Origin of the sequence: Acidovorax sp. (genome assembly GCF_046341535.1) — a bacterium.
Taxonomy (GTDB): Bacteria; Pseudomonadota; Gammaproteobacteria; order Burkholderiales; family Burkholderiaceae_C; genus Acidovorax.
Genome location: NZ_JBKDRI010000102.1, coordinates 1 through 23089, shown reverse-complemented (window position 1 = coordinate 23089; position 23089 = coordinate 1). Strand labels below are relative to the sequence as shown.

Here is a 23089-nt window from a genome sequence, read left to right as displayed (position 1 = left end):
CCTCTGTGAGCCAGCTGATTGATGAGTGCCGCGGTCTGGTCAGGCGATCTTGAACCTGGCCACCGACTGGCGCAGTTCTTCGGCCATGTGCGAGAGCTCTCGAACCTGTTGTGCCGTGGTGCGAGTACCTTCACCGGTCTGCTCGGTCACTGCAAAAATGTGCTGGATGTTGTCGGCTACCTCGTTGGCCAGAACGGCTTCGCGGGACGCTGACGACGAGATCTGCTCAATCAGTTCAGCGAGACGGCGGGACACACGGTCAATTTCGGTCAGAGCAGTACCTGCGCTGTCAGACAGCCGCGCCCCTTCCACCACACCCTGGGTGGACCGTTCCATAGCGGCAACGGCATCCTGTGTGTCCGTCTGAATCGCTTTCACCAGCGCAGAAATCTGACGGGTGGCGTCCGCAGAGCGCTCAGCAAGTCGCTGCACTTCTTCTGCCACCACCGAGAAGCCGCGACCGGCTTCACCGGCGGAGGCTGCCTGGATGGCAGCGTTCAGGGCCAGAACGTTGGTTTGCTCGGTAATGTCCGAAATCAGTTCAGTGATTTCACCGATCTCCTGCGACGACTCACCCAGGCGCTTGATTCGCTTGGAGGTATCCTGAATCTGATCACGGATGGAGTTCATACCACCGATGGCGTTTTGCACCGCCTGCAGACCCGAGTCGGCGGCTTGTAGCGACTGGCGGGCCACGGTGGCGGACTCTTGCGCCTGGGTGGACACCTCGTTGATTCGGGTGGCCATGTCCAGAACGGAACGGCCGGTTTCGCGGATCTCTCGCAGCTGTTCGGTCGAAGCCGCCAGCAGCTCGGTCGATGTACTGTCCACTTGGGCTGTCGTCTGGGCCACACGGGTGGCCGTATTTTGAACGCTGCCCACCAGCTGCCGCAACTCCTCAACCGTGTAATTCACCGAGTCGGCGATGGCACCGGTGATGTCTTCCGTCACGGTGGCTTCCTGGGTCAAGTCGCCTTCAGCAACCGACTGCAATTCGTTCATCAAACGCAAAATAGCAGCCTGGTTGGCGTCATTGATACGCTTGGCTTCCTGCTCCTGGCGCCGGGCGTCTCTTTGCTGCATTTCAGCAGCAGCCTGACGTGCGCGGCTGTCAAGCAGCTGCACGCGGGAAATCCCAACGCCGCAAAGAATGACGAACAGACCGGCGAGTATCAGCGCAGCCAACGCGGCACCACCCACACCCGTCTGGGCAGACAGTTTGCCCTGTAGACCCTCAAGCTGGCGACGCAGCGGTTCACTGTCGGCAATGATTGCGGATTGGGCCTCCCGGGCCGACACCAGGCCCTGCAGGTTGCCCAGAATGGCACTTGCTTGCGTGCGAGTCTGCTCATACAACTTGATCAGCGCCGCAAGCTGTTCGCGTGTCTGTGCATCCTTGGTGGCAGCCAGACGCAATTCGGGGCTGCCATCGAGCAGGCCTTGTGCAATTTCCTTGAAAGAATTCAAGTCCTTGCCGAGCAGGAACACGGCTTCAGGACTCACGCCTTCCATGGTCTGGAATTCGTTGGCCGATTTGCCGATGCGCTGGGTCAGCATCACCAACTGACCGGCCGCAGAGATTTCCGCAGCAGGCGCGTTTTGTTGAAGCTTCAGCGAAGAAACCGTTTCAGCGATTTCAAGAAGGTCGGAAGACTGGCGGTTGATGGTGCGCAGAGCGTCGCCCACCTGCGTCAGGATCTTTTGCTGCCCCATCACCACCGAAGCATTACGTTCAGCACGCTCCATCAACGGGTTGACCGCATCGAGGTCGGGCTTGAAGGGTTCCCCAAGGGACTGCACGTTCAGCTCAGTATCACCGGCACTCAGAGCGCGCACGTTGCGGGCCAACACGCCGGAGCTTTCCACCACATCAGGAAACGCCTGGGGGCTGCCCACGAGGGCCTGGGAAACAGACTTTGCAAGACGCTGCGACTGCATCAGCGACTGGCCCGTGGCAGCCAGCTGCTGCGCTGAACGGTCGGCCTGCTGAAGCACCCAACCTGCGATGAGCGCCAGCACGATCACGCCAATACCGAGCAAGCCCAGCAAACGCCGCTGGTGCGCCGCGGCAGTGGCCCGCCCGAGCATCGGAAGCGCAATCAGGTCATCGTCGGAATCGGGCCCGGTCAGTTCCGGCATGTGCTCCCCATCAGGGTCGCCTTGCACACTGATCAGTGCGTCGGCCTGGTAGCTGTCCCGTAACGGGCTACCGTCCATGGCACCGCTGGCAAGGCCCTGCCCGTCATCGGCGGCGCCTGCAGCCGGTGTGTCAGGTTTCCGGTTGAACATTTTTGCAAGTTGATTGACGACGGACATGGTGCAGCCTTACAGAAAAACTCAAGCACTGATGCTCAGGAAAGCGGGATGTTGCGACAGGACCTGCAGGTTCAGTTCTTGCCAGCGTGTGCCGCTCGAATCGATATAGGTGGTGCCAAAAAATGATGGCGCATCGGGTCCCGGCGGTTCCGACGAAACAAACGAATCGGTTCCGCGAAGGCCTGCGAGGCGATCCACCAGCAACGCCGCGTTCACTTCCAGCGCAGTATTTAGAGATAACAGACTGGCTTCCGACAAGGCCTGCTCAGTCCGTGTGGCGTTTGAGCCCAGAAGGCCGGCCAAATCGACCACGCCCACCAAGGCGCCGCGCAGATTGGCCACACCCAAAAACCAGCGCTGCGTGTATGGAACCGCCTGAACGGCAACCAGGGGGAATATCTCCCCCGATTGCCCCAGCGGCAGCAAGTAAAGACCCCCGGCGGACTCGACAGCCAGCCAGGATGAGACGGAGGTGCCCTCAGTTCTCGCCGCCTGGAGTCGGCTGGCAAGACGGATCTGGAGCTCTCTGAGGGCTTCGCGATTGGCCATGAACGCGCTGCAGCCTCAGTTCAGGGCGTCGATCTTGGCCTGCAGTTCGGCAGGGTCCACCGGCTTGGTGATGTAGCCCCGCGCGCCCTGACGCATGCCCCATACCCGATCGGTCTCCTGGTTCTTGCTGGTGCACATGATGATGGGCACATCCGCATAGAGTGGGTCGCGGGTAATCGCGCGAGTCAGTTGGAAACCGTTTTGCCCAGGCATCACTACATCCATCAGAATGAGATCGGGCTTTTCTTCGGCCAGCCGACGAAAGGCATCTTCGGCGTTTTCAGCGGTACGCACCTGCATGCCTTTTTTTTGAAGCAGGTCGGTCATGAACATCAACTCGGTCTTCGAGTCGTCGACGACCAGTACTTTGTGAATGGGCATTAGATGGCTCCTTGTTGCGGGTTGCCAAATTGCTGAACGGCCTGCAGCAACTGGTCTTTGGTGAATGGCTTGGTGAGATATTCCTGGCATCCGACCATGCGTCCCCGCGCTTTGTCGAATACGCCATCCTTGGATGAGAGCATGACCACGGGGGTATCTGCAAATCGGGCGTTGCGCTTGATGATGGCGCAGGTTTGATAGCCATCAAGCTTAGGCATCAAGATGTCACAAAAAATCAGCTGGGGCTGGTAATCGTTCACCTTGGCCAACGCATCAAATCCGTCGTCAGCGAGGAGTACCTCATGCCCGCCCTGCTTGAGAAAAATTTCGGCACTCCGACGGATGGTATTGCTGTCATCTACCACGAGCACCTTGAAGGTTGCGCCTTTTGTAGTCAATTGTCACCGCTCCCCGATGGAAAAACGAACGATGCAGCCGGGGCTGCGTATCAAATATGAACCATCTCGAAGTCCTCTTTGCGGGCCCCACATTCAGGACAGGTCCAGTTCATGGGCACGTCACTCCAGCGCGTATTCGGCGCGATCCCGTGCTCAGGAGAACCCAGCACCTCGTCGTAAATCCAGCCGCAAATCAAACACATCCAAGTTTTAGTCTCTGACACAGCTTAAATGGCCTTCACATAGAATGCAACGATTGTATCTAGCCATCTCAGCGGGCAGGGCAGCGAGGCTCTCCACCAGCACGATCAGGTCCATGACCAGCAGCGTAACCCCCTTTCCCACCGACCCATCCCACACGGACGCAGACGACGGCCCCGACGAGAGTCCGGCATGCATTCTGATTTTCAACGCCAGCGACCCCAGTGGTGCAGGGGGACTCACCGCAGACATCACGACCGTAGCTTCCGTTGGCGGACACCCCGTCGCGGTTGTTTGTGGTGCTTATGCCCGTGATACCGCGCAGATTTTTGATCATTTTCCCTTCGATGACGAGGCCGTGGCGGACCAGGCGCGCGCCGTGCTGGAGGACCTTCCCGTGCAGGCCATCAAGATCGGATTCGTTGGAAGCCCCGAGAACATCAGTGCGATTGCGGAGATCACGGCGGATTACGATGAAATCCCGGTCGTTGCATACATGCCCAACCTGTCCTGGTGGCGTGAGGAACTGATCGACGAGTATCTCGACGCTTTCAAAGAATTGTTGTTACCGCAGACGTCGGTGTTGGTAGGAAACCACAGTACGCTGTGGCGGTGGCTACTGCCAGACTGGACCGGCGCGCGCAACCCCACCGCGCGCGACATCGCGCGGGCGGCTTCCGAGATGGGGGTGCCGTACACCCTGGTCACAGGCATCCCCCTGCCCGAGCAGTTCGTTGAAAACGTGCTGGCGTCGCCGCAGACAGTGCTCGGAAGCGGCAAATTCGAGCTGTTTGACGCGACCTTCTCAGGTGCCGGCGATACGCTGTCGGCCGCGCTGACCGCGCTCGTGGGCGCGGGCAATGACCTGGGCGAGGCAACCAGCGAGGCACTGAGCTACCTGGACCGGTGCCTGGACGCGGGATTTCGCCCGGGCATGGGTCATATCGTTCCCGACCGGATGTTCTGGGCCCAGCCCGACGACGGTGACGATGAAGACGATGATGATGAAACCGACGCGGGCCAGACCCCTGGTGCCGCCCTAGTAGAGACGCAGGCCCTTGAGGGCTTCGTGATGCCGCCCCATGACACCAAGCACTGATCTCAACATCCCTCTTTTCGAACGCGCCAAGCGGCTGATCCCTGGCGGCGTTAACTCGCCCGTTCGCGCATTCAAGGCGGTAGGTGGCACCCCCCGCTTCGTCAAGCGGGCGCAGGGAGCGTATTTTTGGGATGCCAACGATCAGCGGTTTATCGATTACATCGGCTCCTGGGGCCCCATGATCCTGGGACATGGCCACCCGGCTGTGCTGGAGGCAGTACAAAAGGCCGCGCTCGAAGGATTCAGCTTTGGCGCACCTACCGAGCGGGAGGTCGAGCTGGCCGAAGAGATCTTGAGCCTCATGCCCTCCATGGAAATGGTGCGACTGGTCAGCTCTGGTACCGAAGCGGGCATGAGCGCCATCCGCCTGGCACGCGGCGCCACGGGCCGCAGCAAGTTCATCAAGTTCGAGGGCTGCTACCACGGCCATGCCGATGCGCTGCTGGTCAAGGCTGGCTCAGGCCTGGCCACCTTTGGCAACGCCACCAGTGCGGGTGTGCCGCCCGAGGTCGTGCAACACACGCTGGTGCTCCAGTACAACGACGTTGCCCAGTTGGAGGAAGCCTTTGCACGGCATGGCAAGGAACTGGCCTGCGTGATGATCGAGCCTATTGCAGGCAACATGAACTTCGTGCGTGCGAGCGTTCCCTTCATGCAACGCTGCCGCGATCTCTGCACTGAATACGGCGCGCTGCTGGTGTTCGACGAGGTCATGACCGGTTTCCGCGTAGCCCTGGGCGGTGCGCAAAGCGTGTACGCGAAAAGCATTCCGGACTTCAAGCCCGACATGACCGTGCTGGGCAAGGTCATTGGTGGCGGCATGCCTCTGGCTGCCTTTGGCGGCCCCCGCGCCATCATGGAACAGCTGGCGCCGCTGGGGGCGGTGTACCAGGCCGGAACCCTGTCGGGCAATCCCGTGGCCACAGCCTGTGGTCTGACCACACTGCGCGAAATCCGCAAACCAGGCTTCTTCGATGCCCTGAAGGCCACCACCCGTTCGCTGGTGGATGGCTTGACCCATGCCGCCCGCGAGGAAGGCGTGAGCTTCAGCGCCGATTGCGAAGGCGGTATGTTCGGCTTTTTCCTGCTGCCCGATCTGCCGCAGCACTACGCCGCCGTGCTCAAGACCGACAGCGCGCGCTTCAACCAGTTATTCCACGGTCTGCTGGATCGCGGCGTCTACATCGCGCCGGCGCTGTACGAGGCGGGCTTCGTGAGCGGCGCACACACGGCCGACGATATTGGCGCCACAGTAGCAGCCGCCCGTGAGGTTTTCAAATCGCTATCAAAATCGTAGCTATCAGGCCAAGCGGGACAGGCGCAATCACCCGCTTGAACTGAGTTTTTTACTTGTCTGCCGACCGCAGCTCGAAATGCAAACGGCCGCCTTTTGGGAGCCTGTCGGACTTGGAGCGTCGAAAGCGAAAATCTGCCCCAGCGAGGACAGTTTTTGCCGAATTTGCAGCCCCGTAGCCGAGCTATGGGGCAAAAAGGCGGTTAAAAATGGACCGCTGCGGTCGAGTTGCAGCCGACGATTTCCAAGTCCGACAGGCTCCTAGGCCGCACTCTTCGGCTGCCCGCGCCGACGACGCGAGGTTATGCAGAGAAGCTGGAACCGCAGCCGCAGGTGGTCGTTGCGTTGGGGTTCTTGATCACGAACTGCGCGCCCTGCAGGTCTTCCTTGTAGTCGATCTCAGCGCCTATCAGGTACTGGTAGCTCATGGCATCGATCAGCAACGACACACCATTCTTGGTCATGGTCGTGTCATCTTCATTCGTGATCTCGTCAAACGTGAATCCGTACTGGAAACCGGAGCAACCGCCGCCCTGCACGAACACCCGCAGCTTCAGATCGGGGTTGCCTTCTTCGGCGATCAAGTCGGCGACCTTGGCCGCCGCGCTGTCCGTGAACAGGATCGGGGCGGGCATTTCGGTCTGGATGTTTTCGGCAACGGCGCTCATGGGGTACTCCAAGATCAACTTCGGCAGCAATAGTACTGCACAACGCTCGGGAATTCAGGTCAGGGGTTGTTTGACGCTAGCTGCAGTGTGGGCTTTTCGTCGACCAGGACAGCGGTGGGGCATAACTGCCCCGCAATCGTCGCGCCCTGGTGCATTTCAAGGGCCTTGTAGTGGATGTTGCCAGTGATTCGCGCCTTGGGTTGCAGCTCCAGCAGCTCAGGCGCATGCACTGGCCCGATCACCTCACCGTTGATGATGACGTGGTCGGCGTGGACCGTCCCCTCCACACGCGCAGACTCCGAGATGACGAGGATGCTGGGCTGGTCGGCGCCCGCACGGATATCGCCGACCACTTCGCCATCAATCCGCATGCCCTCTGCAAAATGCACGTCTCCCAGGATTCGGGTCCCCTGGGCCACCAGGCTTTTGATCGGTGGCTGCTTCTTGCGTGAAAACATGTGAACTCCTCAAACGCGCACCCCACAGGGCGGGTGCGCAGATAGCAAAACGAAACCCGAGCCATTGGTGCGAAGGCCTGCGCGGTTGGGGCAGCGGATTCATGCAATGCGCCACGCGTCAGACTCTCGAAGACGTTGCGGGCGGACAGCCCGTCAAAACCCTGCTGCCGATTGAGGCATTCGGGGCAAGCATCGGTCATTCCAGCGTCATTGACAGGGTCGCCTTCACGCTGACATCGTCCAGCACCCGCGCGGTGACGGTTTTTACCACGACATTGGGCGGCAAACTGACCAGCCCTTCAACGCGGCGGTATTGCTTGACTTGCAGCGGTTGACTCTGGGCTGGAATGGTCTGGGACCATGGCTGTTCATTGCGCGTACCGGCCAGCACGAGTTCGAGCCGCCCCTGGAACTCTGGCGCGTTGCGCGAGGACTGAATGACCAGCACATGCCAGCGCAACTGCATGCCAGCGAGCACCTCTGCCTGCAGGCTTCGGATCGCCAGGCCTTCACTGGCAGTGGCTGGCATCAGCTTCTCAAAAAAACCGAGATCCTCGCGCAGCACGCGATTGTCTGCCTCGAGTTGCTTGACCTGCCCCAGCAAACCTTCCCTGATCGCGCGCTCCGCAACCAATGTGCTCTCAGCCGTATGGGCTGTGGTCTGCAGTCCCTGCTCCTGCTCACGCAGCCTTGCCACTTCGGCCCGCAATTGCAAAAGCTCGTCTTGCGAAACCACATCCAGCCCGGCAATCGATTTGCCAAACTCGAACGCCCATAGCGCCACCGCCCCGCAAAACCCCAGCAATACGGCCACGGCCAGCCAGCGCAAAGGCCAGGGCATGGCGCTGCGCACCGCCACCCGCGGCGCGCTGATGGTCAGCCGGCGGCGCAATAGACGGAATCGCATGGCATCGACAACTGCAACTTCATGAACTCTCCCACCCGGGCCACAGGAAAACCCGCACCATAAACGAAAAAACCGCCCGGAGGCGGTTTCTTGCACTATCAAGCAGCCAACAGGCTGTCTGGTAAACAGCCCCAGGTTTAACGCTTGGAGAACTGCTTGGCGCGACGGGCGGAGTGCAGACCGACCTTTTTACGCTCGACTTCACGGGCATCGCGGGTCACAAAGCCAGCCTGGCTCAGGACGGGCTTCAAGGATGCGTCGTAATCGATCAGGGCGCGGGTGATGCCATGGCGGGCAGCGCCCGCCTGGCCGGATTCACCACCACCGTGCACGTTGATCTGGATGTCGAAGGTTTCGACATGGTTGGTCAACGCCAGGGGTTGCTTGGCAATCATGATCGAGGTCTCGCGGCCGAAGTAGGACTGGATGTCTTTGCCGTTCACCGTGATCTTGCCGGAGCCTTTTTTCAGAAACACGCGGGCGACGCTGGACTTGCGACGGCCGGTGCCATTGTTCCATTCACCAATCATCTCAAGGCTCCTTAGATTTCCAGCGCTTTGGGCTGCTGGGCGGTGTGGGGATGCTCAGCACCACCGTACACCTTGAGTTTCTTGATCATCGCGTAGCCAAGAGGGCCCTTGGGCAGCATGCCCTTGACTGCCTTTTCCAGCGCGCGGCCGGGGTGCTTGGCTTGCATGTCGCGGAAGTTGGTCGCCGTGATGCCGCCGGGGAAACCCGAGTGACGGTAGTACACCTTGTCCAGGGACTTGGTGCCGGTGACCTTGAGTTGGGCTGCGTTGATAACGACGATGAAATCACCGGTATCGACATGAGGCGTGTAGATGGCCTTGTGTTTGCCGCGCAAACGGAGAGCAACTTCGCTGGCTACTCGTCCGAGGACCTTGTTGGTCGCGTCAATCACAAACCACTCGTGCACGACCTCAGCGGGCTTGGCGCTGAAAGTAGTAGTCATGAGGTCTCTCTTCAAAAGAGGGTTTGGCGGGTCCTTTTCCACGGTCGGTGCTTCTCTCTAGGAAGCCTCTTAGGTGGCGATGAATCTTCGCCGCGGGACCACAAAGGCGCTGCGAAGCCCTCCATTATACAAAGGCCTAACGCAGGCACACAACCAGGCGTTTTGTCAGCACGTGGTCCTTGCAAGGCCGAGCACGGTCAGCTGGGCGACTGACGGCGGTTTTGCTCTTCCGCCTCGTACTTGCGCCGGTTTTCAACACAGATCGGCTGGTTGGCCTGCGAGGGCTTTTGGCATTCCTGGTGCACGCACATGGGGCGCGCCAGGAAGCCCGCGTCGGCACAGACCTCCTGGGGGGATGGCAGGCGCGACACGGGAGCAGGTCGGGGCTGGGGGGGCTCGGGCGGTGGCGGCGGCGGTGACGGCGCAGGGGGTGCCTCCCGCACAACTACCGTCTCCACGACGGGCTCGGGGGCTGGCCGACGCGACGCGCGCGCACCGGATCGGGGTGTGGTGGGCGCGCTGACGACCGCTGGTGCGGGTGAAGGGGTCGCTGCCGATGGAGCAACAGGCGCCGCTGGCAATGCCTCTGCCGCTCGCACGGGCTCAACGGCCAGCGCCGGGTTGACGCCAGGCGAGGTGGCCAAATCGGCAAGCCCACTCGCAGGCGCAGACGCCGCTACCGAGGGGCGCTCCGCTAGCTCAGTGATGATGTCGTCGCCGTCCCGGGACGCGGGCGCGGGCTTCCACCGCAGCGCCGCGGCCGACGTGAGCACCGCCACGGCCGCCAGCGACAGCCAAACAATTGCGTTGCGCCGACCCGCCCACGCATGACTGGCGTCCCCGCCCCGCTTGCGACGGCGATGGGAACGAGATCTGCGCTCCCGCTTGACATCTGAATCCGAAAAGCGGTTAAGAACGAGTTCCTCGTAGCGTGAATCGTCAAACGCCACCGTATCGCCAGCGTCGATGAACACGGTGTCTGCGCCCGCAGTCGAGCCGACCCGCGTGGGCGCAGGCACCACTGCACCCGATGCGGAACGGTCCGTGGCTTTGATGTCCGTGGCCCGCCGGCCCGCACGGACCCGATCCGGCGGAGCAGCCGCCCACTCAGGAACCCCCGGCACGTCGGGCAAGGCCACACTGATGTCCACAGCACGTTCGGCGGGTTCCACCCATACATCGCCGAGATCGGCCCGAAAATCGAACGACTCCAGGCCTTTGGGGGGCGAGGTCATTCGCATCGCCTGCAAAAACGCGTCGATATCCTGCAGGCGATCTTCGGGGCGCAGGGCAAGCGACTGGGAAATGGCAGCCACAAACGAGGGCGAATATTCCACGCCAAACTGCCGCTTGACGGTCTTGGTCACCCGCGAGAACGACACCATCCGATCGCGGATCGAACGGAGCGTGGCCGGCAAGGGCGTATCGTTGCAAACGCAGCCATACACCACGGCCGCCAGCGAATACAGATCGCTCCAGGGCCCTTGGCGCAGATCATGGTCGCCATCGGCATATTGCTCGATGGGCGCGTAGTTCACCTTGAGCACGGACGTATGCTTGCGGTCCTGATCGTTGATGGCATGGCGCGAAGCGCCCAGATCCAGCAGCACCGGCGGGCCGCTGTCCTGCAGGAAGATGTTGTCCGGCGAGATGTCGCGGTGCAGGGTCTTGCCATCGTGCAGCACCCGAAGCGCACCCAGTATCGACCACAGCAGCTTGCGCAGCCAGGCTTCCGAAGGCGGCGTTCGCATGTGCACACGCGCCTGCTTGAGGGTCATGCCGGAGTACAGCGGCATCACCATGTACGCCGTGTTGTTGACCTGCCAGAACCGAAACACCTTGACCAGCGAGGGATGGTCAAACTGGGCGAGCAGGCGCGCCTCGCCCACGAAGGAGGCTAGGCCCGCCTGATACGCGGCTTGGTCGGAAGACGCTCGCACCCTGAGCGTTTGTCCAATGTCACGCCCGGCCAGCGCGGAGGGCATGTACTCCTTGATCGCAACGGCGCGGTGCAGCGAATGGTCGAATGCCCTGTACACCATGCCGAAACCGCCCACCCCCAGCAGAGAGAGGATTTCAAATTCGCCCAGGCGGCTGCCCGGCGGCAGGGCGTCGACATGGCTCATGTCGGCGTCGCGGGAGGGTCTGGCGAACTCGGTCATGGCACACCAGGCCCCGCATTGAGGTCCAAGCCAGCCGCGCGGTGGCCGGAAACTGCCGCGGCCCGCGATACCAAAACCTGGCAACCATCCATAAGCGCTCTGTCGTTACGCATCAAAAACTGGGCTCCCTTCCCCAAAACCACTGCCTGCGGGCTGGCTCAAAGCACCGATTGTGCCGCGCCGCAATCTTTCACACCACGGCATGCCCGCCCTTCCTAGTCGTTACCATTGGCCGATGTTCAGTTACCGACACGCCTTCCACGCGGGCAACCATGCCGATGTGCTCAAGCACACCGTGCTGATTGCTGCCCTGCAACACCTTACCGAGAAAGACGCGGCGCTGACCGTGCTGGACACCCACGCGGGCGCAGGCCTGTACCGCCTGGATGGCGACTATGCCAGCACCAGCGGCGAGGCAGCCGATGGCGTGGCCCGCCTTTTTGCACCGGCTGCGCCCACGCTCGCACCTGCTTTGCAGGCCTATGTGGACATGGTTCGCACATTCAATCAGGGCAACCAGTTGCGTGTGTACCCCGGATCACCGTTCATCTGCCAGCGACTGTTGCGTAGCCGCGACAAACTCAAGCTGTTTGAGCTGCATCCGACCGATCTGAGGTCGCTGGCGGGCAACGTCGCCCAGCTCGAAGCCGGCCGCCAGGTGGCCGTGCTGCACGAAGACGGCTTCGAAGGTATTCGGAAGTTTTTGCCTCCCCCTTCCCGCCGTGCCCTGGTGTTGTGCGATCCAAGCTATGAAATCAAAAGCGACTACGGCAAGGTGCTGAGCATGGCCACTGATTCGCTCCAACGGTTTGCCACCGGAACCTATGCGTTCTGGTACCCCATCATTCCGCGGCCCGAGGCGCACGACCTGCCCCGGCGCCTGAAGACGCTGGCCACAAAGGCTGGCAAGGCCTGGCTGCACGCCACGCTGACCGTCAAGAACAGCAAGCTCACCGCAAACGCGGCCGGGCAGGTCAAGCGCCCAGGCCTGCCGGCCAGTGGCATGTTCCTGATCAACCCGCCCTTCACCCTGAAGGCCGCGCTGAAGGCCGCCCTGCCGCAGATGGCCGAACTGCTGGCGCAGGACCAGCACGCCACGCACACGCTCGAATCGGGCGGCTGAACGCATCCCCAGGGGGCAAACCCCGGCGTTGCGCCGCGTGGGCAGCGCCTCACGGCGCGGGGCAGGCCCGGGTGCCCTCTTGCAGCGCAAACAGCTCCACAGGCTTGAGCCCCAGGCCGACCATGCCCAGCACCTCGGCAGCGCCGCGGCTCAGGTCGATCACGCGGTTGCCGGTGTAGGGGCCGCGGTCATTGATGCGCACCACCACCGAGCGCCCGGTGATCTGGCTGCGCACGCAGACATGGGAGCCAAACGGCAGCGTGGGGTGCGCTGCGGTCAAGGCCTTCATGTCGAACAGCTCGCCACTGGCAGTGCGCCGCCTGTGAAAGCGCGGGCCGTACCACGATGCCAGCCCGACCTCGTCGGCTGACAGCTCAAGCACGGGCGGGGGAACCAGTGGCGCTTGCGGAAGCGTGGTGGCCTCGGTCTCGGGCGGGTCCATCAACATGGCTTCCCCGGGCACGCTCAGCAGGTGCGGGGCCAGCGCATCAGGCTCGGCGACCAGGCCCTGCTGCGCTGCGGCGGGTAGCCCGCAGGCCCACAGCCATCCGCCCGCCAGCGCGGCACAGGCAGCCCGCAACCACGGCGTGAGCCATGGGCTGGGGTGCCGCGCGGAGCCACGGCCGAGCGGCCCGTGCATCAGATGCCCAGCCGACGGCAGATCTCCAGCGTCGCCTCGCTTTGGTTCATGGTGTAAAAGTGCAGGGCAGGCACACCCGCCGTGCGCAGCTGATCGCACAGATCGGTCACCACGTCCAGACCAAAGGCCTTGATGCTTGCCGTGTCATCGCCAAAGGCCTGCAGGCGCAAGCGGATCCAGCGCGGGATCTCGGCACCGCAGGCGTCTGAAAAACGCATCAGCTGGGCCGAGCTGGCAATCGGCATGATGCCAGGCACCACCGGGACGTCAGCGCCCAGGCGGTGCGCGTCGTCCACAAAGCGGAAGTACGCGTCGCTGTTGTAGAAGTACTGGGTGATGGCGGCATCGGCCCCGGCCTGCACCTTGGCGACGTAGGCCTTGAGGTCGGCCTCGGGCGAGCGCGCCTGCGGATGCACCTCGGGATAGGCCGCCACCTCGATGTGAAAGTCGCGCCCCGTCTCGGCACGGATGAAGGCCACCAGGTCGCTGGCGTAGTGAAACTCGCCGCCAGCCCCGTAGCCGCTGGGCAGGTCGCCGCGCAGTGCCACCAGTCGGCGCACGCCCATGACCTTCAAGGTCGCCAGTTGCTCACGCACCGACTGGCGTGTCGCGCCGATGCACGAAAAGTGGGACGCTGCGCTCACGCCTTCGGAAAGGATTTCGCGCACGGTGGCAAACGTGCCTTCCTGCGTGGAGCCCCCGGCCCCATAGGTTACCGAACAAAAATCGGGCTGCAGCGCATACAGATGCTGGCGAGCCGCCCGCAGCTTGTCCGCGCCCTGCGGCGTCTTGGGCGGGAAAAATTCAAAACTCACCGGAAATCCGGTGCCTTGTGCATTGGCGGCATTCATGCGGCACTGCTCCTGTTGGCGTACACAAAAAATTCGCGGTTCCCGTCACCGCCTTCGATGGGGCTGTCGATCCAGGCCAGGACGGCCAGGCCCAGCTCGGCGCAGCAGTCGCGGATGCGCTGCTCCACCACGGCATACAGCGCCGGGTCGCGGACGATGCCACCTTTGCCGACCTGGCCTGGTTGCAGCTCGAACTGCGGCTTGACCAGCATCAGCAGATGGCCGCCTGTGGCCAGCAGTGGCACCAGCGCAGGCAGCACCAGCGTGAGCGAGATGAACGACAGATCGCCCGTGACCACATCAAAACTCGGTGTGATGTCCACCGCTGCGCGGTCAGCGCGTCGCCGCCGCTCTACGGGCAAGGCGCCCTGGGCACGGGCCTCGGCCCGCCGCGCGCGTTCGGCCTTGAAGGCTTCGATGTCGTGCTCCTTGGCGTCGCCACTGTCGTCGTAGGCCTCGTCCACCAGACCGCCGTTGCGCATCCAGCTGTAGGGCGCCTCGGGCTGGGTGTCGTTGTCCTCGTCCACTTCGACCACTTCCGAGAGCGCCAGCTCGCAGCCTGCCTCCAGCGCCTGGGCCGTCATCGAGCGGGCATTCAAACCCTCGACGCAGACCACGCGGGCGTCGTCGCGCAAGCGCTCATGCAGTTGGGCATGGCCCACGTCCACGCCGATCACCTGCGCCGCGCCGTGTTGCAACAGGCAGTCGGTAAAGCCGCCGGTGCTCTGGCCCACGTCCAGACAGCGCTTGCCCGCCACAGACAGGCCCACCGCACGCAGCGCGCCCTCGAGCTTGAGGCCCCCGCGCGAGATGTACCTGGCCTCCGCGTCGTCGAGCAGGCGCACCTCGGCCACGGCCGGGATGTCGTCGCCGTTCTTGCCCACCTTCTGCCAGGGCGCCAGGGGCGACAGCCGCCACTCGACCCCCGCAGCGATCAGGCGCTGCGCCTGCGACCGCGTGGCCGCATGGCCGGAATCCACCAGAAATACGTCTGCGCGCATCGCGCTCATCCTCTTTGTTTGATTGAAATGGCCCACTTGCGCGCGGCTGCATTGCACTTTTAGCTATTAAATCAGGAGCAATTGATCCTGCACAAGCCAGTGCCGTGTGGCGGCTGCCTTGCGGCGGGCAAGCCAGGGCAAGCGCCAGCCGCGCTCGCGCGAGGGCGGCCGCGGCCAGTGGGTCCTAAGGCGGGGCCCAACCCTCGCGCACTGCGCTCAGACGGGCCCAGCGCCACCGTGGCTCAATATCGGTAGGTGTTGGCCTTGTAGGGGCCTTGCTTGGGCACGCCGATGTAGGCCGCCTGCTCGTCGGTCAGCTCGGTCAGCATGGCCCCGACCTTCTTGAGGTGCAGGCGCGCAACCTTCTCGTCCAGGTGCTTGGGCAGCACATAGACCTTGCCCGCTTCGTACTGGTCTTGCTTGGTGAACAGCTCGATCTGCGCGATGGTCTGGTTGGCAAAGCTGGAGCTCATCACAAAGCTGGGGTGGCCGGTGGCGCAACCCAGATTGACCAGGCGGCCCTTGGCCAGCAGCGTGATCTTTTTGCCGTCCGGGAAGATGACATGGTCCACCTGGGGCTTGATCTCGTCCCACTGCAGCTTCTCCAGGCTGGCGACATCGATCTCGTTGTCAAAGTGGCCGATGTTGCAGACGATGGCTTCGTCCTTCATGGCGGCCATGTGCTCGTAGCGGATCACGTTCTTGTTGCCGGTGGCCGACACGAAAATGTCGCACTTGTCGGCAGCGTAGTCCATGGTGACGACCTTGAAGCCTTCCATCGCGGCCTGCAGGGCGTTGATGGGGTCGATCTCGGTCACCCACACCTGGGCCGAGAGGGCGCGCAGGGCCTGGGCCGAGCCCTTGCCCACATCGCCGTAGCCCGCCACGCAGGCGACCTTGCCGGCAATCATCACGTCGGTGGCGCGCTTGATGGAATCGACCAGCGATTCGCGGCAGCCGTACAGGTTGTCGAACTTGCTTTTGGTCACCGAGTCGTTCACGTTGATGGCGCGGAACATCAGGTTGCCCTTGGCCGCCATTTCATTGAGGCGCAGCACGCCGGTGGTGGTTTCTTCGGTCACGCCGATGATCTGCGCGCTCTTGCGGCTGTACCAGGTCGGATCCACCGCCAGTTTGGCCTTGATGGCGTTGAACAGGCAGGTCTCTTCTTCGCTGGTGGGGTTGGCGATCAGGGACGCGTCTTTTTCAGCGCGCTTGCCCAGATGCATGAGCAGCGTGGCGTCGCCGCCGTCGTCCAGGATCATGTTCGGGCCTTCGGCCTCGGTGCCCGGCGTACCGGCCGCTGCGCCTGGGACGCCCGCGCCAAAGTCGAAGATGCGGTGGGTGTAGTCCCAGTAGTCGGCCAGGGTTTCGCCCTTGATGGCAAACACAGGGGTGCCAGCGGCGGCGATGGCGGCGGCGGCATGGTCCTGTGTGGAGAAGATGTTGCACGAGGCCCAGCGCACCTGCGCCCCAAGGGCCTGCAGCGTTTCAATCAGCACGGCCGTCTGGATGGTCATGTGCAGCGAGCCCGTGATGCGCGCGCCCTTCAAGGGCTGCGCCTTGGCGAACTCTTCGCGAATGGCCATCAGGCCGGGCATCTCGGTTTCAGCGATCTTGATTTCTTTGCGGCCCCATTCGGCCAGGCCGATGTCGGCAATGATGCAATCGGTGTTGACGGGGGCGTTGACGCGGGCGTTCATGCTGGTTTGCTCCAAAGCGAGTTTGAAAAAACCACTGATCGCGCAAGTGAAATGACACAGCTCACCCCACGAAAAGTGGATGAGCGTCGTTGCGAGATGACTCCGAGCCTCACGCCCCGCTGTGTGCTGGGGACGCTGCAACGCTCCTCGGATGCTCGGATTTTATGACAACCAGGCCAGGCCCGCACGGGCTTGGGCTTCTTGCCGTCACGCCCACGGCGAAGCACATCGATGCGGCCAGAGGCAGCGCCCTGACGCGGCCTCGCCGCCCCGGCCGCAGGGCGCGGGATAATCGTCCGTTTTTTGCCACTTACTGCGCCACGCACCCTCGCCTGGCCCCCCGCCCGCATGTCTGCTCCGTTCCATGACGAAACCCGCCGCCGCCGCACGTTTGCCATCATCTCGCACCCCGACGCCGGTAAAACCACGCTGACGGAAAAGCTCCTGCTGTTTTCGGGCGCGATCCAGATTGCGGGCGCCGTCAAGGGCCGCAAGGCCAGCCGCCACGCGACGTCCGACTGGATGGAGATCGAAAAGCAGCGCGGTATTTCGGTGGCGTCATCGGTCATGCAAATGCTGTACCGCGAGCACGTCATCAACCTGCTCGATACGCCGGGCCACAAAGACTTTTCCGAAGACACCTACCGCGTGCTCACCGCCGTCGATTCCGCCCTGATGGTGATCGACGCGGCCAACGGCGTGGAAGCGCAGACCCGCCGCCTGATCGAGGTATGCCGCCAGCGCGATACGCCCATCATCACCTTCGTGAACAAGATGGACCGCGAGGTGCGTGACCCGCTGGACATCATGGACGAAGTCGAGCGCGAGCTGGGCATGCCCTGCTGCCCCATGACCTGGCCCGTGGGCCAGGGCAAGCGCTTTGGCGGCATCATCAACCTGCGCACGCAGACCATGACGGTGTTCGAATCCGGCAGCGAGCGCCGCCCCGAGGACTTTGAAGCCATCCCGTTGACCGACGTGGACACCTTGCGCGCCCGGTTTGGTGCCGAGTTCGACGCGGCCCTGGAGAGCATGGAGCTGGCCGTGGGCGCCTCACCCGCGTGGGACCACGAGGCCTTTTTGGCGGGCAAGCTGACCCCGGTGTTCTTTGGCTCCGGCGTGAACAACTTCGGGGTGATGGAGGTGCTTGATGCCCTGGTGGACATGGCTCCGCCCCCCGGCCCGCGCGTGAGCACGCTCGAAGTCAACAAGCAGCCGGTGGTCAAGACCATCCAGCCCGACGACGACGGTTTTTCGGGCGTGGTGTTCAAGGTACAGGCCAACATGGACGCCAACCACCGCGATCGCATCGCGTTTGTGCGCGTGGCGTCGGGCAAGTACACACCGGGCATGAAGCTCAAGGTGCAGCGCACCGGCAAAGAACTGCGCCCCACCTCGGTGGTCACGTTCATGTCGCAGCGGCGCGAGGCCGTCGAGGAAGCCTACGCGGGCGACATCATCGGCTTTACCACGCACGGCGGCGTTCAGCTGGGCGACACCATCACGGATGGCGCCAACCTGCAGTTCACCGGCCTGCCGTTTTTCGCGCCCGAAATGTTCATGACCGTGGTGCTCAAAAACCCGCTGCGCACCAAGCAGCTCCAGCAAGGCCTGGCCCAGCTGGGCGAAGAAGGCGCCATCCAGGTGTTCAAGCCCGACGCGGGTGGCAACATGCTGCTGGGCGCTGTGGGTCAGTTGCAGTTTGAAGTGGTGCAGCACCGCCTGAAGGCCGAGTACGACGCCGATGTGCGCCTGGAGGGTTGCCAGTACACCGGCGCGCGCTGGATCACGGCCGACACGCCCGCAGACCTGCGCGCCTTCACCGACGCCTACCCGCTGCGCCTGGCGCACGATGCGGCGGACACGCTGGCCTATCTGTGCACATCGCCGTATGACGTGCGGCTGGCGCAGGAGCGGTTTCCGAAGATCCATTTCCACCCGCTGCGCGAGCATGCCGGGCTGTCCCTGCAAAAGGCCGGTTGAGCCCGCATGCAGCCCCTGACCCACTGGCCGCTGCAAGCCCGCCGCGCGCTGGTGGGCGTGTTCACGGACATTGATGACACCCTGACCACCGAGGGCGCCATCACCCCCGAAGCGCTGCAGGCTCTGGCCGACCTGAAGGCGGCAGGCCTGATGGTCATCCCCATCACCGGACGACCAATTGGCTGGTGCGAGCCCTTCATGACCCCGGGCCGCAACGCGGCATGGCCCGTGGATGCCATGGTGGCCGAGAACGGGGCGGTGGCATTTGCGCGCAACCCGCACCCTGGGCAGCCGGTGGTCAAACGCTACCAGCAGGATGCCGCCACACGCAGCGCCCACCAGCTTCGCATGCGCGACATCGCCGCCCTGGTGGCGGCGCAAGTCCCGGGCGTGGCATTGAGCCGCGACAGCGCTGGCCGCGAAACCGACATCGCATTCGACTACGCCGAGTTCGCCCGGCACACGCCCGAGACGGTGGCGCAGGTGCTGGCCGTGCTGCAGCGCGCGGGCATGCACACCGCGGTGAGCAGCATCCACATCCACGGCTGCTTTGGCGATTTCAACAAATGGCAGGGAGCGAACTGGATCGTGCGCGAACTCTGGGGCCGCGATCTGACCCAGGAGCTGGACCGCTGGGTATTCGTGGGCGACTCGGGCAACGACCAGGTGATGTTCCAGCACTTTGCCCACAGCGTGGGCGTGGCCAACATCGCACGCTTTGTGCCGCAGCTCACGCACCTGCCACGCTACGTGGCGCGCAGCGAGCGCGGCGCTGGTTTTGCGGAAGTGGCGGGCGCTGTGCTGCAAAGCCGGCTGCAGGGCCCGGGCACCTCTGCATAACGCCCCACGGTCTGCGCGGGCACGGGCGCGGGCTGGCCCCGGGTCTTGCAGGCCGATGTCAGCCGCGCACCGCGCGCACGGTGCAGCAGGCACCGTTTTCAGATCAAAAAACCCCTGTCGCGCACGATGCTATTGTCTTACAAGCTATTTTTTTGATAGCGCATCAGGATGCGCGATCACGCTGCGTGTCACGGGCCGCGACCGCCTCGGCCGTCACGTCTGCATCGCAGCCGACGCCCGACGCAATCCAGCGGCGCGCCAGGGCCGCAACGGCCCGTACTGCCCACGGATGCGTCCAACCGGTCTGGCGCGCCGGATCGACGACCATGCCGCACAGGTAGCGATTTCCGGCGTCACTCCACTGCAAGGCCACACAGGCCCCGGTGCGACGCCGCGATACCCACACCCCCAGCGGACAGGGCTCCGCCAGACAACACAGGCCGCAGCCGTTGCAAGGCGCGCCCACTGGCGGCTTGGCGGGCGCCTGGGGATGGATCCATACCACAGTCGAGTGGGGTAGGGACGAACGTGAAGGCATGGGCACGATGGAGGCGTCACTGCACAGCGCAAGCGCACAGCGGGCTGCGCGGCCCGCGCACGCTTGCTGAACGTTACAGGCCCCACTTCTCCCGCAGCTTGTCGGAACCCGGGCTTTTGGGCGCCAGCTCCAGATAGGTGGCATAGGCCTTGCGCGCGCGCTCGGCTGCGCCCGACTTCTCCAAGGCATCACCCAGGTTCAGGTAGGCAACCGCGCGCGAAGGGTCCATGCGGATGGCATTGTCAAACCAGCGCGCAGCCTCCACGTATTTGTCCTGCCGGTAGTAGATGAAACCCAGGTTGTTGGCGGCCAGGGCAAAGTCGGGCCGCAGCTTCAAGGCTTCAGTGAACTGGGCTTCCGCTTGCTCGTACTGCTTCTCGCGATAGAGCTGCAGGCCCCGGTCGTTGGCACGCTGCGCCAGCTGGCGGTTGGACAGTGTCACGGCCTGCGGGGGGGTGATCTTCTGGTCGTTCCCCTGCAGGTCCTTGACGATCACTGGCGCCACGACCTTGGGCAGCGGCCCCGAGCTACCCGAGCTGGCCACCTGCGGCCCTGGCAGCCATGCGGGCTTGCTGGCATCCAGCTTCGTGTTCATGGCAATCGCCTCACTGCCCAGCTGGGTGCTTTGCGCGCTCAAGAATTCGGTGTCCGTGGGCAGTTCAAACACAAAGTCGCCGCCCTCCGAGCCTGGCAGGCTGCCGAATGCAGGCGTCTGGCTGGACGCCGATGCCACGGCAGGGGCCACATAGGCCGCCAGTTCGGTGGCGGTGATGATGCCGTCGCCATTCAAATCGCCCTTGCCGCCCAGGCCCTGAAGCAGCGCCCAGGTAAACACCGAGTGCCCGTTGGGCCCGCCATCGGCCACCAGCTGGTCGGCACCTCCCGCCGTGAGCATCTGCCGCCCCACGCGCCTGAAGTTGTCGCGCAGGAAGTTGGCGTTGCCGCCTCCGCGCGTGAGACCCAGGCCGCTGTAGCAGGCATCCATCACAAACAGCGTGTGCTTGGCCGTCACGCTTTCGGCAATGTTTTGCAGCTCGCTCATGGGGATGGCATCGGTCGCGAACTGCTGTGGGTCGGAATCCACCGGAATGATGTAGCCCAGGTCACGCCCCGAGGTGAGCTTGCGGGTGGCACCGTGCCCGGCAAAAAAAACGAACAGCCGGTCGTTCTTGTGCATACCGCTGTGGGCCAGCTTGTCGTGGAAAGCGGCCAGGATGTTGGCGCGTGTGGCGTCCTTGTTCTCCAGCGTCACGATGCGCTCTGGCGCAAAGCCGAACTTCTGAATCAGCGCCTCGCGCACCGAGCGCGCATCGCGCACCGCGTATTGCAGGCGTGGCCAGCGGGCATAGTCGTCAATGCCCACCACAATCGCCCACGACTGGCCGTAGTTGCCTGCCGTGGCCGCTGTTGAGGCACCGGCGGCGGCGCTGGACGAAGGGCCGCCCTTGGGAACGACGAAGGCCTTGCCATCCCAGGTGGCGAACTGGTAGCCATCGGCCACGAGCTTGGCCAGAATGCCCGGCAGCGCCTTCACGGTGCGCTCATGGATATCGTGAAACAGGATGATGCCTCGGCCTTCTTTGTCGACCGTGGAGAGCACGCGCTGCGCAATGGACGCGGGCACTGGGTCGGCCCAGTCGAGCGAGTCCACGTTCCACATCACGGAGCGCAGGTGCGCAGCGCTCAGGATGTCCATGCCCTCGGCGTTGCGCGCGCCGTACGGAAAGCGAAACAGCGCAGAGCGGCGCTGGTCCACCGAGGTGAGCAGCTTGTCGGTCACGAGGATCTCGTCGCGCAACGCGTAGCCGCTGCGCTTGGACAGCTGCGCATGCGTGAGGCTGTGGTTGGCCAGCACATGACCAGCCGCCAGTAGCTGCTTGCTCACATCGGCCCGGGGGGTCAGGCGCGGCTTGCCATCAGCGCCCACCGTGCCCAGGTTGCTGCCCACCTGAAAGAACACTGCGGGCACGCTGTACTGCTGGAGGATGGCTGCAATCTCCGGCGTATAGGTGCCGTGCGGACCGTCATCGAACGTCAGCACCACCGTCTTGGGCGGCAACTCGCGGCCATTGATCTCGGCGCCATCGGTGGTGTCCTTGGCCTTGCCTTTGCCCTTGTCGGTCACGGGTGGCTCGGGGTACGCAAGCACCACGCCGTGGTCGCGCAAAATGGCCTCGCGCGAGTACAGGCGCTGCAACTGGGCCACATAGTCATCCCAGCGTTCGCGCTTCAGGGTGATGCCACGGCTGTCAAAACGGCCGAAGACCTCGCGGAGTTCTTTTTCGTAGTTGCGCTCGATCTCTGCGAGGGCATCCAGGTCTTCACCCATGCGCCTGTGCAGCTTGATGGCAGGCAGCGAGCCATCGCGGGCCATCAGGGCCTGCCACTGGCGCAACACCTCGCGGAACGCGAGTCGATCGGCATCGAATAACGCGGGGTCGCTTTCCACATAGTCGAGCAGCGCGGGCAGCACCTGCAGGCGCGCCCGGGGCTCCGCCAGCGGCCCCTCTTCCAGCAACGCGACCAATTCCTTGGACTTGGCGATGTTGGCATGGAACAGCGCCATGCCCGCCTGGTTCGCCGCAGCCTTCTCGGCGGCTCCCATCTGCGCTTCGTTGGCCAGCAGCACGATGATCTTGCGGTAGTTGGCCAGCACCTCCCGCAACGGGCCCAGGGCGCGCGCCTCGGCCCCAGCGGGCAACGCAGCCTGGGCACTGGCGTCTGGCCCCGCCGCCTCAGCGACCAGCGAGGAGCCCTCCCTCGCCTGGCTCCAGACCCACCAGCCCCCCGCAGCCGCTACTGCCACGGCAGCGCCAGCGGCCGCCCCCCACAGCGCCTTTCTCATGCTTTGCGTCCCCCATCGTGTTGGACGAAGCCGCTGCGCGGAGCGACAACCCCGCCATCCGCGGCGATCCCGTAAGGTGTTGGTGCATGCCTCAATGGTAGGGCATGCAGCCCTTCCACCATCGAGGAGAACCGCCCATGTCCAGCCACCCCAGCGGCA

At 63.7% G+C, this 23089-nt stretch carries 22 protein-coding genes and 1 riboswitch; of the genes, 5 read left to right on the top strand and 17 right to left on the bottom strand.

Translation table 11 applies throughout. The annotated features are described in order from the left end of the window. Positions 1 to 39: 39 nt before the first annotated feature. Genes ACK543_RS07455 through ACK543_RS07435 form a run of 5 tightly spaced genes read right to left on the bottom strand, consistent with a single transcriptional unit; the run spans position 40 to position 3868 of the window. Positions 40 to 2316, bottom strand: coding sequence for a methyl-accepting chemotaxis protein (locus ACK543_RS07455; RefSeq protein ID WP_409942217.1), 2277 nt, complete (start codon positions 2314 to 2316; stop codon positions 40 to 42). 21 nt (positions 2317 to 2337) lie between these two features. Next, positions 2338 to 2865 carry a chemotaxis protein CheW gene (locus ACK543_RS07450; RefSeq protein WP_409942216.1) on the bottom strand — a complete coding sequence of 176 codons (528 nt, stop codon included), beginning with the start codon at positions 2863 to 2865 and terminating at the stop codon, positions 2338 to 2340. A 15-nt stretch (positions 2866 to 2880) separates the two neighbouring features. After that, on the bottom strand, positions 2881 to 3246 hold the full coding sequence (locus ACK543_RS07445; RefSeq protein WP_409942215.1) for a PleD family two-component system response regulator: 366 nt from the start codon (positions 3244 to 3246) through the stop codon (positions 2881 to 2883). Continuing rightward, the gene (locus ACK543_RS07440) at positions 3246 to 3644 is read right to left on the bottom strand and encodes a PleD family two-component system response regulator (RefSeq protein WP_409942214.1); all 399 of its coding nucleotides are present in this window, start codon (positions 3642 to 3644) and stop codon (positions 3246 to 3248) included. Before ACK543_RS07440 ends, ACK543_RS07445 begins: the two co-directional genes overlap by 1 nt. Before the next feature lie 50 nt (positions 3645 to 3694). Continuing rightward, positions 3695 to 3868, bottom strand: coding sequence for a rubredoxin (locus ACK543_RS07435; RefSeq protein WP_409942213.1), 174 nt, complete (start codon positions 3866 to 3868; stop codon positions 3695 to 3697). 92 nt (positions 3869 to 3960) lie between these two features. On the opposite strand from ACK543_RS07435, the gene ACK543_RS07430 reads away from it, so the two are divergent. Together ACK543_RS07430 and hemL are read left to right on the top strand one after the other, a co-directional pair. Beyond that, entirely contained in the window at positions 3961 to 4944 is a 984-nt protein-coding gene (locus ACK543_RS07430) for a hydroxymethylpyrimidine/phosphomethylpyrimidine kinase (RefSeq protein ID WP_409942212.1), read from the top strand. Further along, positions 4928 to 6241, top strand: coding sequence for a glutamate-1-semialdehyde 2,1-aminomutase (gene hemL, locus ACK543_RS07425; protein WP_409942211.1), 1314 nt, complete (start codon positions 4928 to 4930; stop codon positions 6239 to 6241). Before ACK543_RS07430 ends, hemL begins: the two co-directional genes overlap by 17 nt. 299 nt (positions 6242 to 6540) lie before the next feature. On the opposite strand, the gene erpA is transcribed toward hemL, so the two are convergent. The 6 genes from erpA to ACK543_RS07395 all read right to left on the bottom strand — a co-directional run bounded on the left by erpA (position 6541) and on the right by ACK543_RS07395 (position 11406). Beyond that, positions 6541 to 6906, bottom strand: coding sequence for an iron-sulfur cluster insertion protein ErpA (gene erpA, locus ACK543_RS07420; RefSeq protein ID WP_409942210.1), 366 nt, complete (start codon positions 6904 to 6906; stop codon positions 6541 to 6543). Between the two features lie 59 nt (positions 6907 to 6965). Further along, entirely contained in the window at positions 6966 to 7364 is a 399-nt protein-coding gene (locus ACK543_RS07415; RefSeq protein WP_409942209.1) for a polymer-forming cytoskeletal protein, read from the bottom strand. Positions 7365 to 7560: 196 nt separating this feature from the next. Further along, a complete protein-coding gene (locus ACK543_RS07410; RefSeq protein ID WP_409942208.1) occupies positions 7561 to 8271 on the bottom strand; it encodes a DUF6776 family protein in 711 nt (236 codons plus the stop codon). 137 nt (positions 8272 to 8408) lie between these two features. After that, a complete protein-coding gene (gene rpsI, locus ACK543_RS07405; RefSeq protein WP_005798582.1) occupies positions 8409 to 8801 on the bottom strand; it encodes a 30S ribosomal protein S9 in 393 nt (130 codons plus the stop codon). A gap of 11 nt (positions 8802 to 8812) precedes the next feature. Continuing rightward, positions 8813 to 9244 (bottom strand): 50S ribosomal protein L13, encoded by a 432-nt coding sequence (rplM, locus tag ACK543_RS07400; RefSeq protein ID WP_409942207.1) that lies wholly within the window; start codon positions 9242 to 9244, stop codon positions 8813 to 8815. Between the two features lie 197 nt (positions 9245 to 9441). Further along, complete coding sequence (locus tag ACK543_RS07395) at positions 9442 to 11406, bottom strand: serine/threonine protein kinase (protein WP_409942206.1); 1965 nt, start codon at positions 11404 to 11406, stop codon at positions 9442 to 9444. A gap of 235 nt (positions 11407 to 11641) precedes the next feature. On the opposite strand from ACK543_RS07395, the gene ACK543_RS07390 reads away from it, so the two are divergent. Next, entirely contained in the window at positions 11642 to 12529 is an 888-nt protein-coding gene (locus ACK543_RS07390) for a 23S rRNA (adenine(2030)-N(6))-methyltransferase RlmJ (RefSeq protein WP_409942205.1), read from the top strand. 49 nt (positions 12530 to 12578) lie between these two features. Here the strand turns inward: ACK543_RS07390 and ACK543_RS07385 are convergent, their stop codons facing one another. The 4 genes from ACK543_RS07385 to ahcY form a co-directional block, all read right to left on the bottom strand. Further along, positions 12579 to 13169, bottom strand: a complete 591-nt coding sequence (locus ACK543_RS07385; RefSeq protein WP_409942204.1) for a septal ring lytic transglycosylase RlpA family protein — start codon at positions 13167 to 13169, stop codon at positions 12579 to 12581. Next, on the bottom strand, positions 13169 to 14020 hold the full coding sequence (gene metF / locus ACK543_RS07380) for a methylenetetrahydrofolate reductase [NAD(P)H] (protein ID WP_409942203.1): 852 nt from the start codon (positions 14018 to 14020) through the stop codon (positions 13169 to 13171). Before metF ends, ACK543_RS07385 begins: the two co-directional genes overlap by 1 nt. Beyond that, complete coding sequence (locus ACK543_RS07375; RefSeq protein WP_409942202.1) at positions 14017 to 15021, bottom strand: TlyA family RNA methyltransferase; 1005 nt, start codon at positions 15019 to 15021, stop codon at positions 14017 to 14019. Before ACK543_RS07375 ends, metF begins: the two co-directional genes overlap by 4 nt. Before the next feature lie 242 nt (positions 15022 to 15263). After that, on the bottom strand, positions 15264 to 16724 hold the full coding sequence (gene ahcY / locus ACK543_RS07370; protein ID WP_409942201.1) for an adenosylhomocysteinase: 1461 nt from the start codon (positions 16722 to 16724) through the stop codon (positions 15264 to 15266). A 74-nt stretch (positions 16725 to 16798) separates the two neighbouring features. Beyond that, positions 16799 to 16878, bottom strand: a riboswitch (S-adenosyl-L-homocysteine riboswitch). Between the two features lie 194 nt (positions 16879 to 17072). On the opposite strand from ahcY, the gene ACK543_RS07365 reads away from it, so the two are divergent. Continuing rightward, entirely contained in the window at positions 17073 to 18707 is a 1635-nt protein-coding gene (locus tag ACK543_RS07365) for a peptide chain release factor 3 (protein WP_409942200.1), read from the top strand. Positions 18708 to 18713: 6 nt separating this feature from the next. Then, the gene (locus tag ACK543_RS07360; protein ID WP_409942199.1) at positions 18714 to 19547 is read left to right on the top strand and encodes an HAD-IIB family hydrolase; all 834 of its coding nucleotides are present in this window, start codon (positions 18714 to 18716) and stop codon (positions 19545 to 19547) included. A gap of 163 nt (positions 19548 to 19710) precedes the next feature. Here the strand turns inward: ACK543_RS07360 and ACK543_RS07355 are convergent, their stop codons facing one another. Both ACK543_RS07355 and ACK543_RS07350 read right to left on the bottom strand, forming a co-directional pair. Continuing rightward, positions 19711 to 20085: a hypothetical protein gene (locus ACK543_RS07355; RefSeq protein WP_409942198.1), complete on the bottom strand. Its 375-nt coding sequence runs from the start codon at positions 20083 to 20085 to the stop codon at positions 19711 to 19713. A 73-nt stretch (positions 20086 to 20158) separates the two neighbouring features. Continuing rightward, complete coding sequence (locus tag ACK543_RS07350) at positions 20159 to 22930, bottom strand: polysaccharide deacetylase family protein (RefSeq protein WP_409942197.1); 2772 nt, start codon at positions 22928 to 22930, stop codon at positions 20159 to 20161. Positions 22931 to 23089 lie beyond the last annotated feature (159 nt).

Bases quoted from the DNA above. Each gene is read 5' to 3' on its own strand.
- ACK543_RS07375 (WP_409942202.1), bottom strand. From the start codon at position 15,021: ATGCGCGCAGACGTATTTCTGGTGGATTCCGGCCATGCGGCCACGCGG.
- rplM (WP_409942207.1), bottom strand. From the start codon at position 9,244: ATGACTACTACTTTCAGCGCCAAGCCCGCTGAGGTCGTGCACGAGTGG.
- ACK543_RS07445 (WP_409942215.1), bottom strand. From the start codon at position 3,246: ATGCCCATTCACAAAGTACTGGTCGTCGACGACTCGAAGACCGAGTTG.
- ACK543_RS07355 (WP_409942198.1), bottom strand. From the start codon at position 20,085: ATGCCTTCACGTTCGTCCCTACCCCACTCGACTGTGGTATGGATCCAT.
- ACK543_RS07410 (WP_409942208.1), bottom strand. From the start codon at position 8,271: ATGCGATTCCGTCTATTGCGCCGCCGGCTGACCATCAGCGCGCCGCGG.
- ACK543_RS07390 (WP_409942205.1), top strand. From the start codon at position 11,642: ATGTTCAGTTACCGACACGCCTTCCACGCGGGCAACCATGCCGATGTG.
- metF (WP_409942203.1), bottom strand. From the start codon at position 14,020: ATGAATGCCGCCAATGCACAAGGCACCGGATTTCCGGTGAGTTTTGAA.
- ACK543_RS07385 (WP_409942204.1), bottom strand. From the start codon at position 13,169: ATGCACGGGCCGCTCGGCCGTGGCTCCGCGCGGCACCCCAGCCCATGG.
- ACK543_RS07395 (WP_409942206.1), bottom strand. From the start codon at position 11,406: ATGACCGAGTTCGCCAGACCCTCCCGCGACGCCGACATGAGCCATGTC.
- ACK543_RS07360 (WP_409942199.1), top strand. From the start codon at position 18,714: ATGCAGCCCCTGACCCACTGGCCGCTGCAAGCCCGCCGCGCGCTGGTG.
- erpA (WP_409942210.1), bottom strand. From the start codon at position 6,906: ATGAGCGCCGTTGCCGAAAACATCCAGACCGAAATGCCCGCCCCGATC.
- ACK543_RS07430 (WP_409942212.1), top strand. From the start codon at position 3,961: ATGACCAGCAGCGTAACCCCCTTTCCCACCGACCCATCCCACACGGAC.
- ACK543_RS07415 (WP_409942209.1), bottom strand. From the start codon at position 7,364: ATGTTTTCACGCAAGAAGCAGCCACCGATCAAAAGCCTGGTGGCCCAG.
- ACK543_RS07365 (WP_409942200.1), top strand. From the start codon at position 17,073: ATGTCTGCTCCGTTCCATGACGAAACCCGCCGCCGCCGCACGTTTGCC.
- ahcY (WP_409942201.1), bottom strand. From the start codon at position 16,724: ATGAACGCCCGCGTCAACGCCCCCGTCAACACCGATTGCATCATTGCC.
- rpsI (WP_005798582.1), bottom strand. From the start codon at position 8,801: ATGATTGGTGAATGGAACAATGGCACCGGCCGTCGCAAGTCCAGCGTC.
- ACK543_RS07350 (WP_409942197.1), bottom strand. From the start codon at position 22,930: ATGAGAAAGGCGCTGTGGGGGGCGGCCGCTGGCGCTGCCGTGGCAGTA.
- ACK543_RS07455 (WP_409942217.1), bottom strand. From the start codon at position 2,316: ATGTCCGTCGTCAATCAACTTGCAAAAATGTTCAACCGGAAACCTGAC.
- ACK543_RS07450 (WP_409942216.1), bottom strand. From the start codon at position 2,865: ATGGCCAATCGCGAAGCCCTCAGAGAGCTCCAGATCCGTCTTGCCAGC.
- hemL (WP_409942211.1), top strand. From the start codon at position 4,928: ATGACACCAAGCACTGATCTCAACATCCCTCTTTTCGAACGCGCCAAG.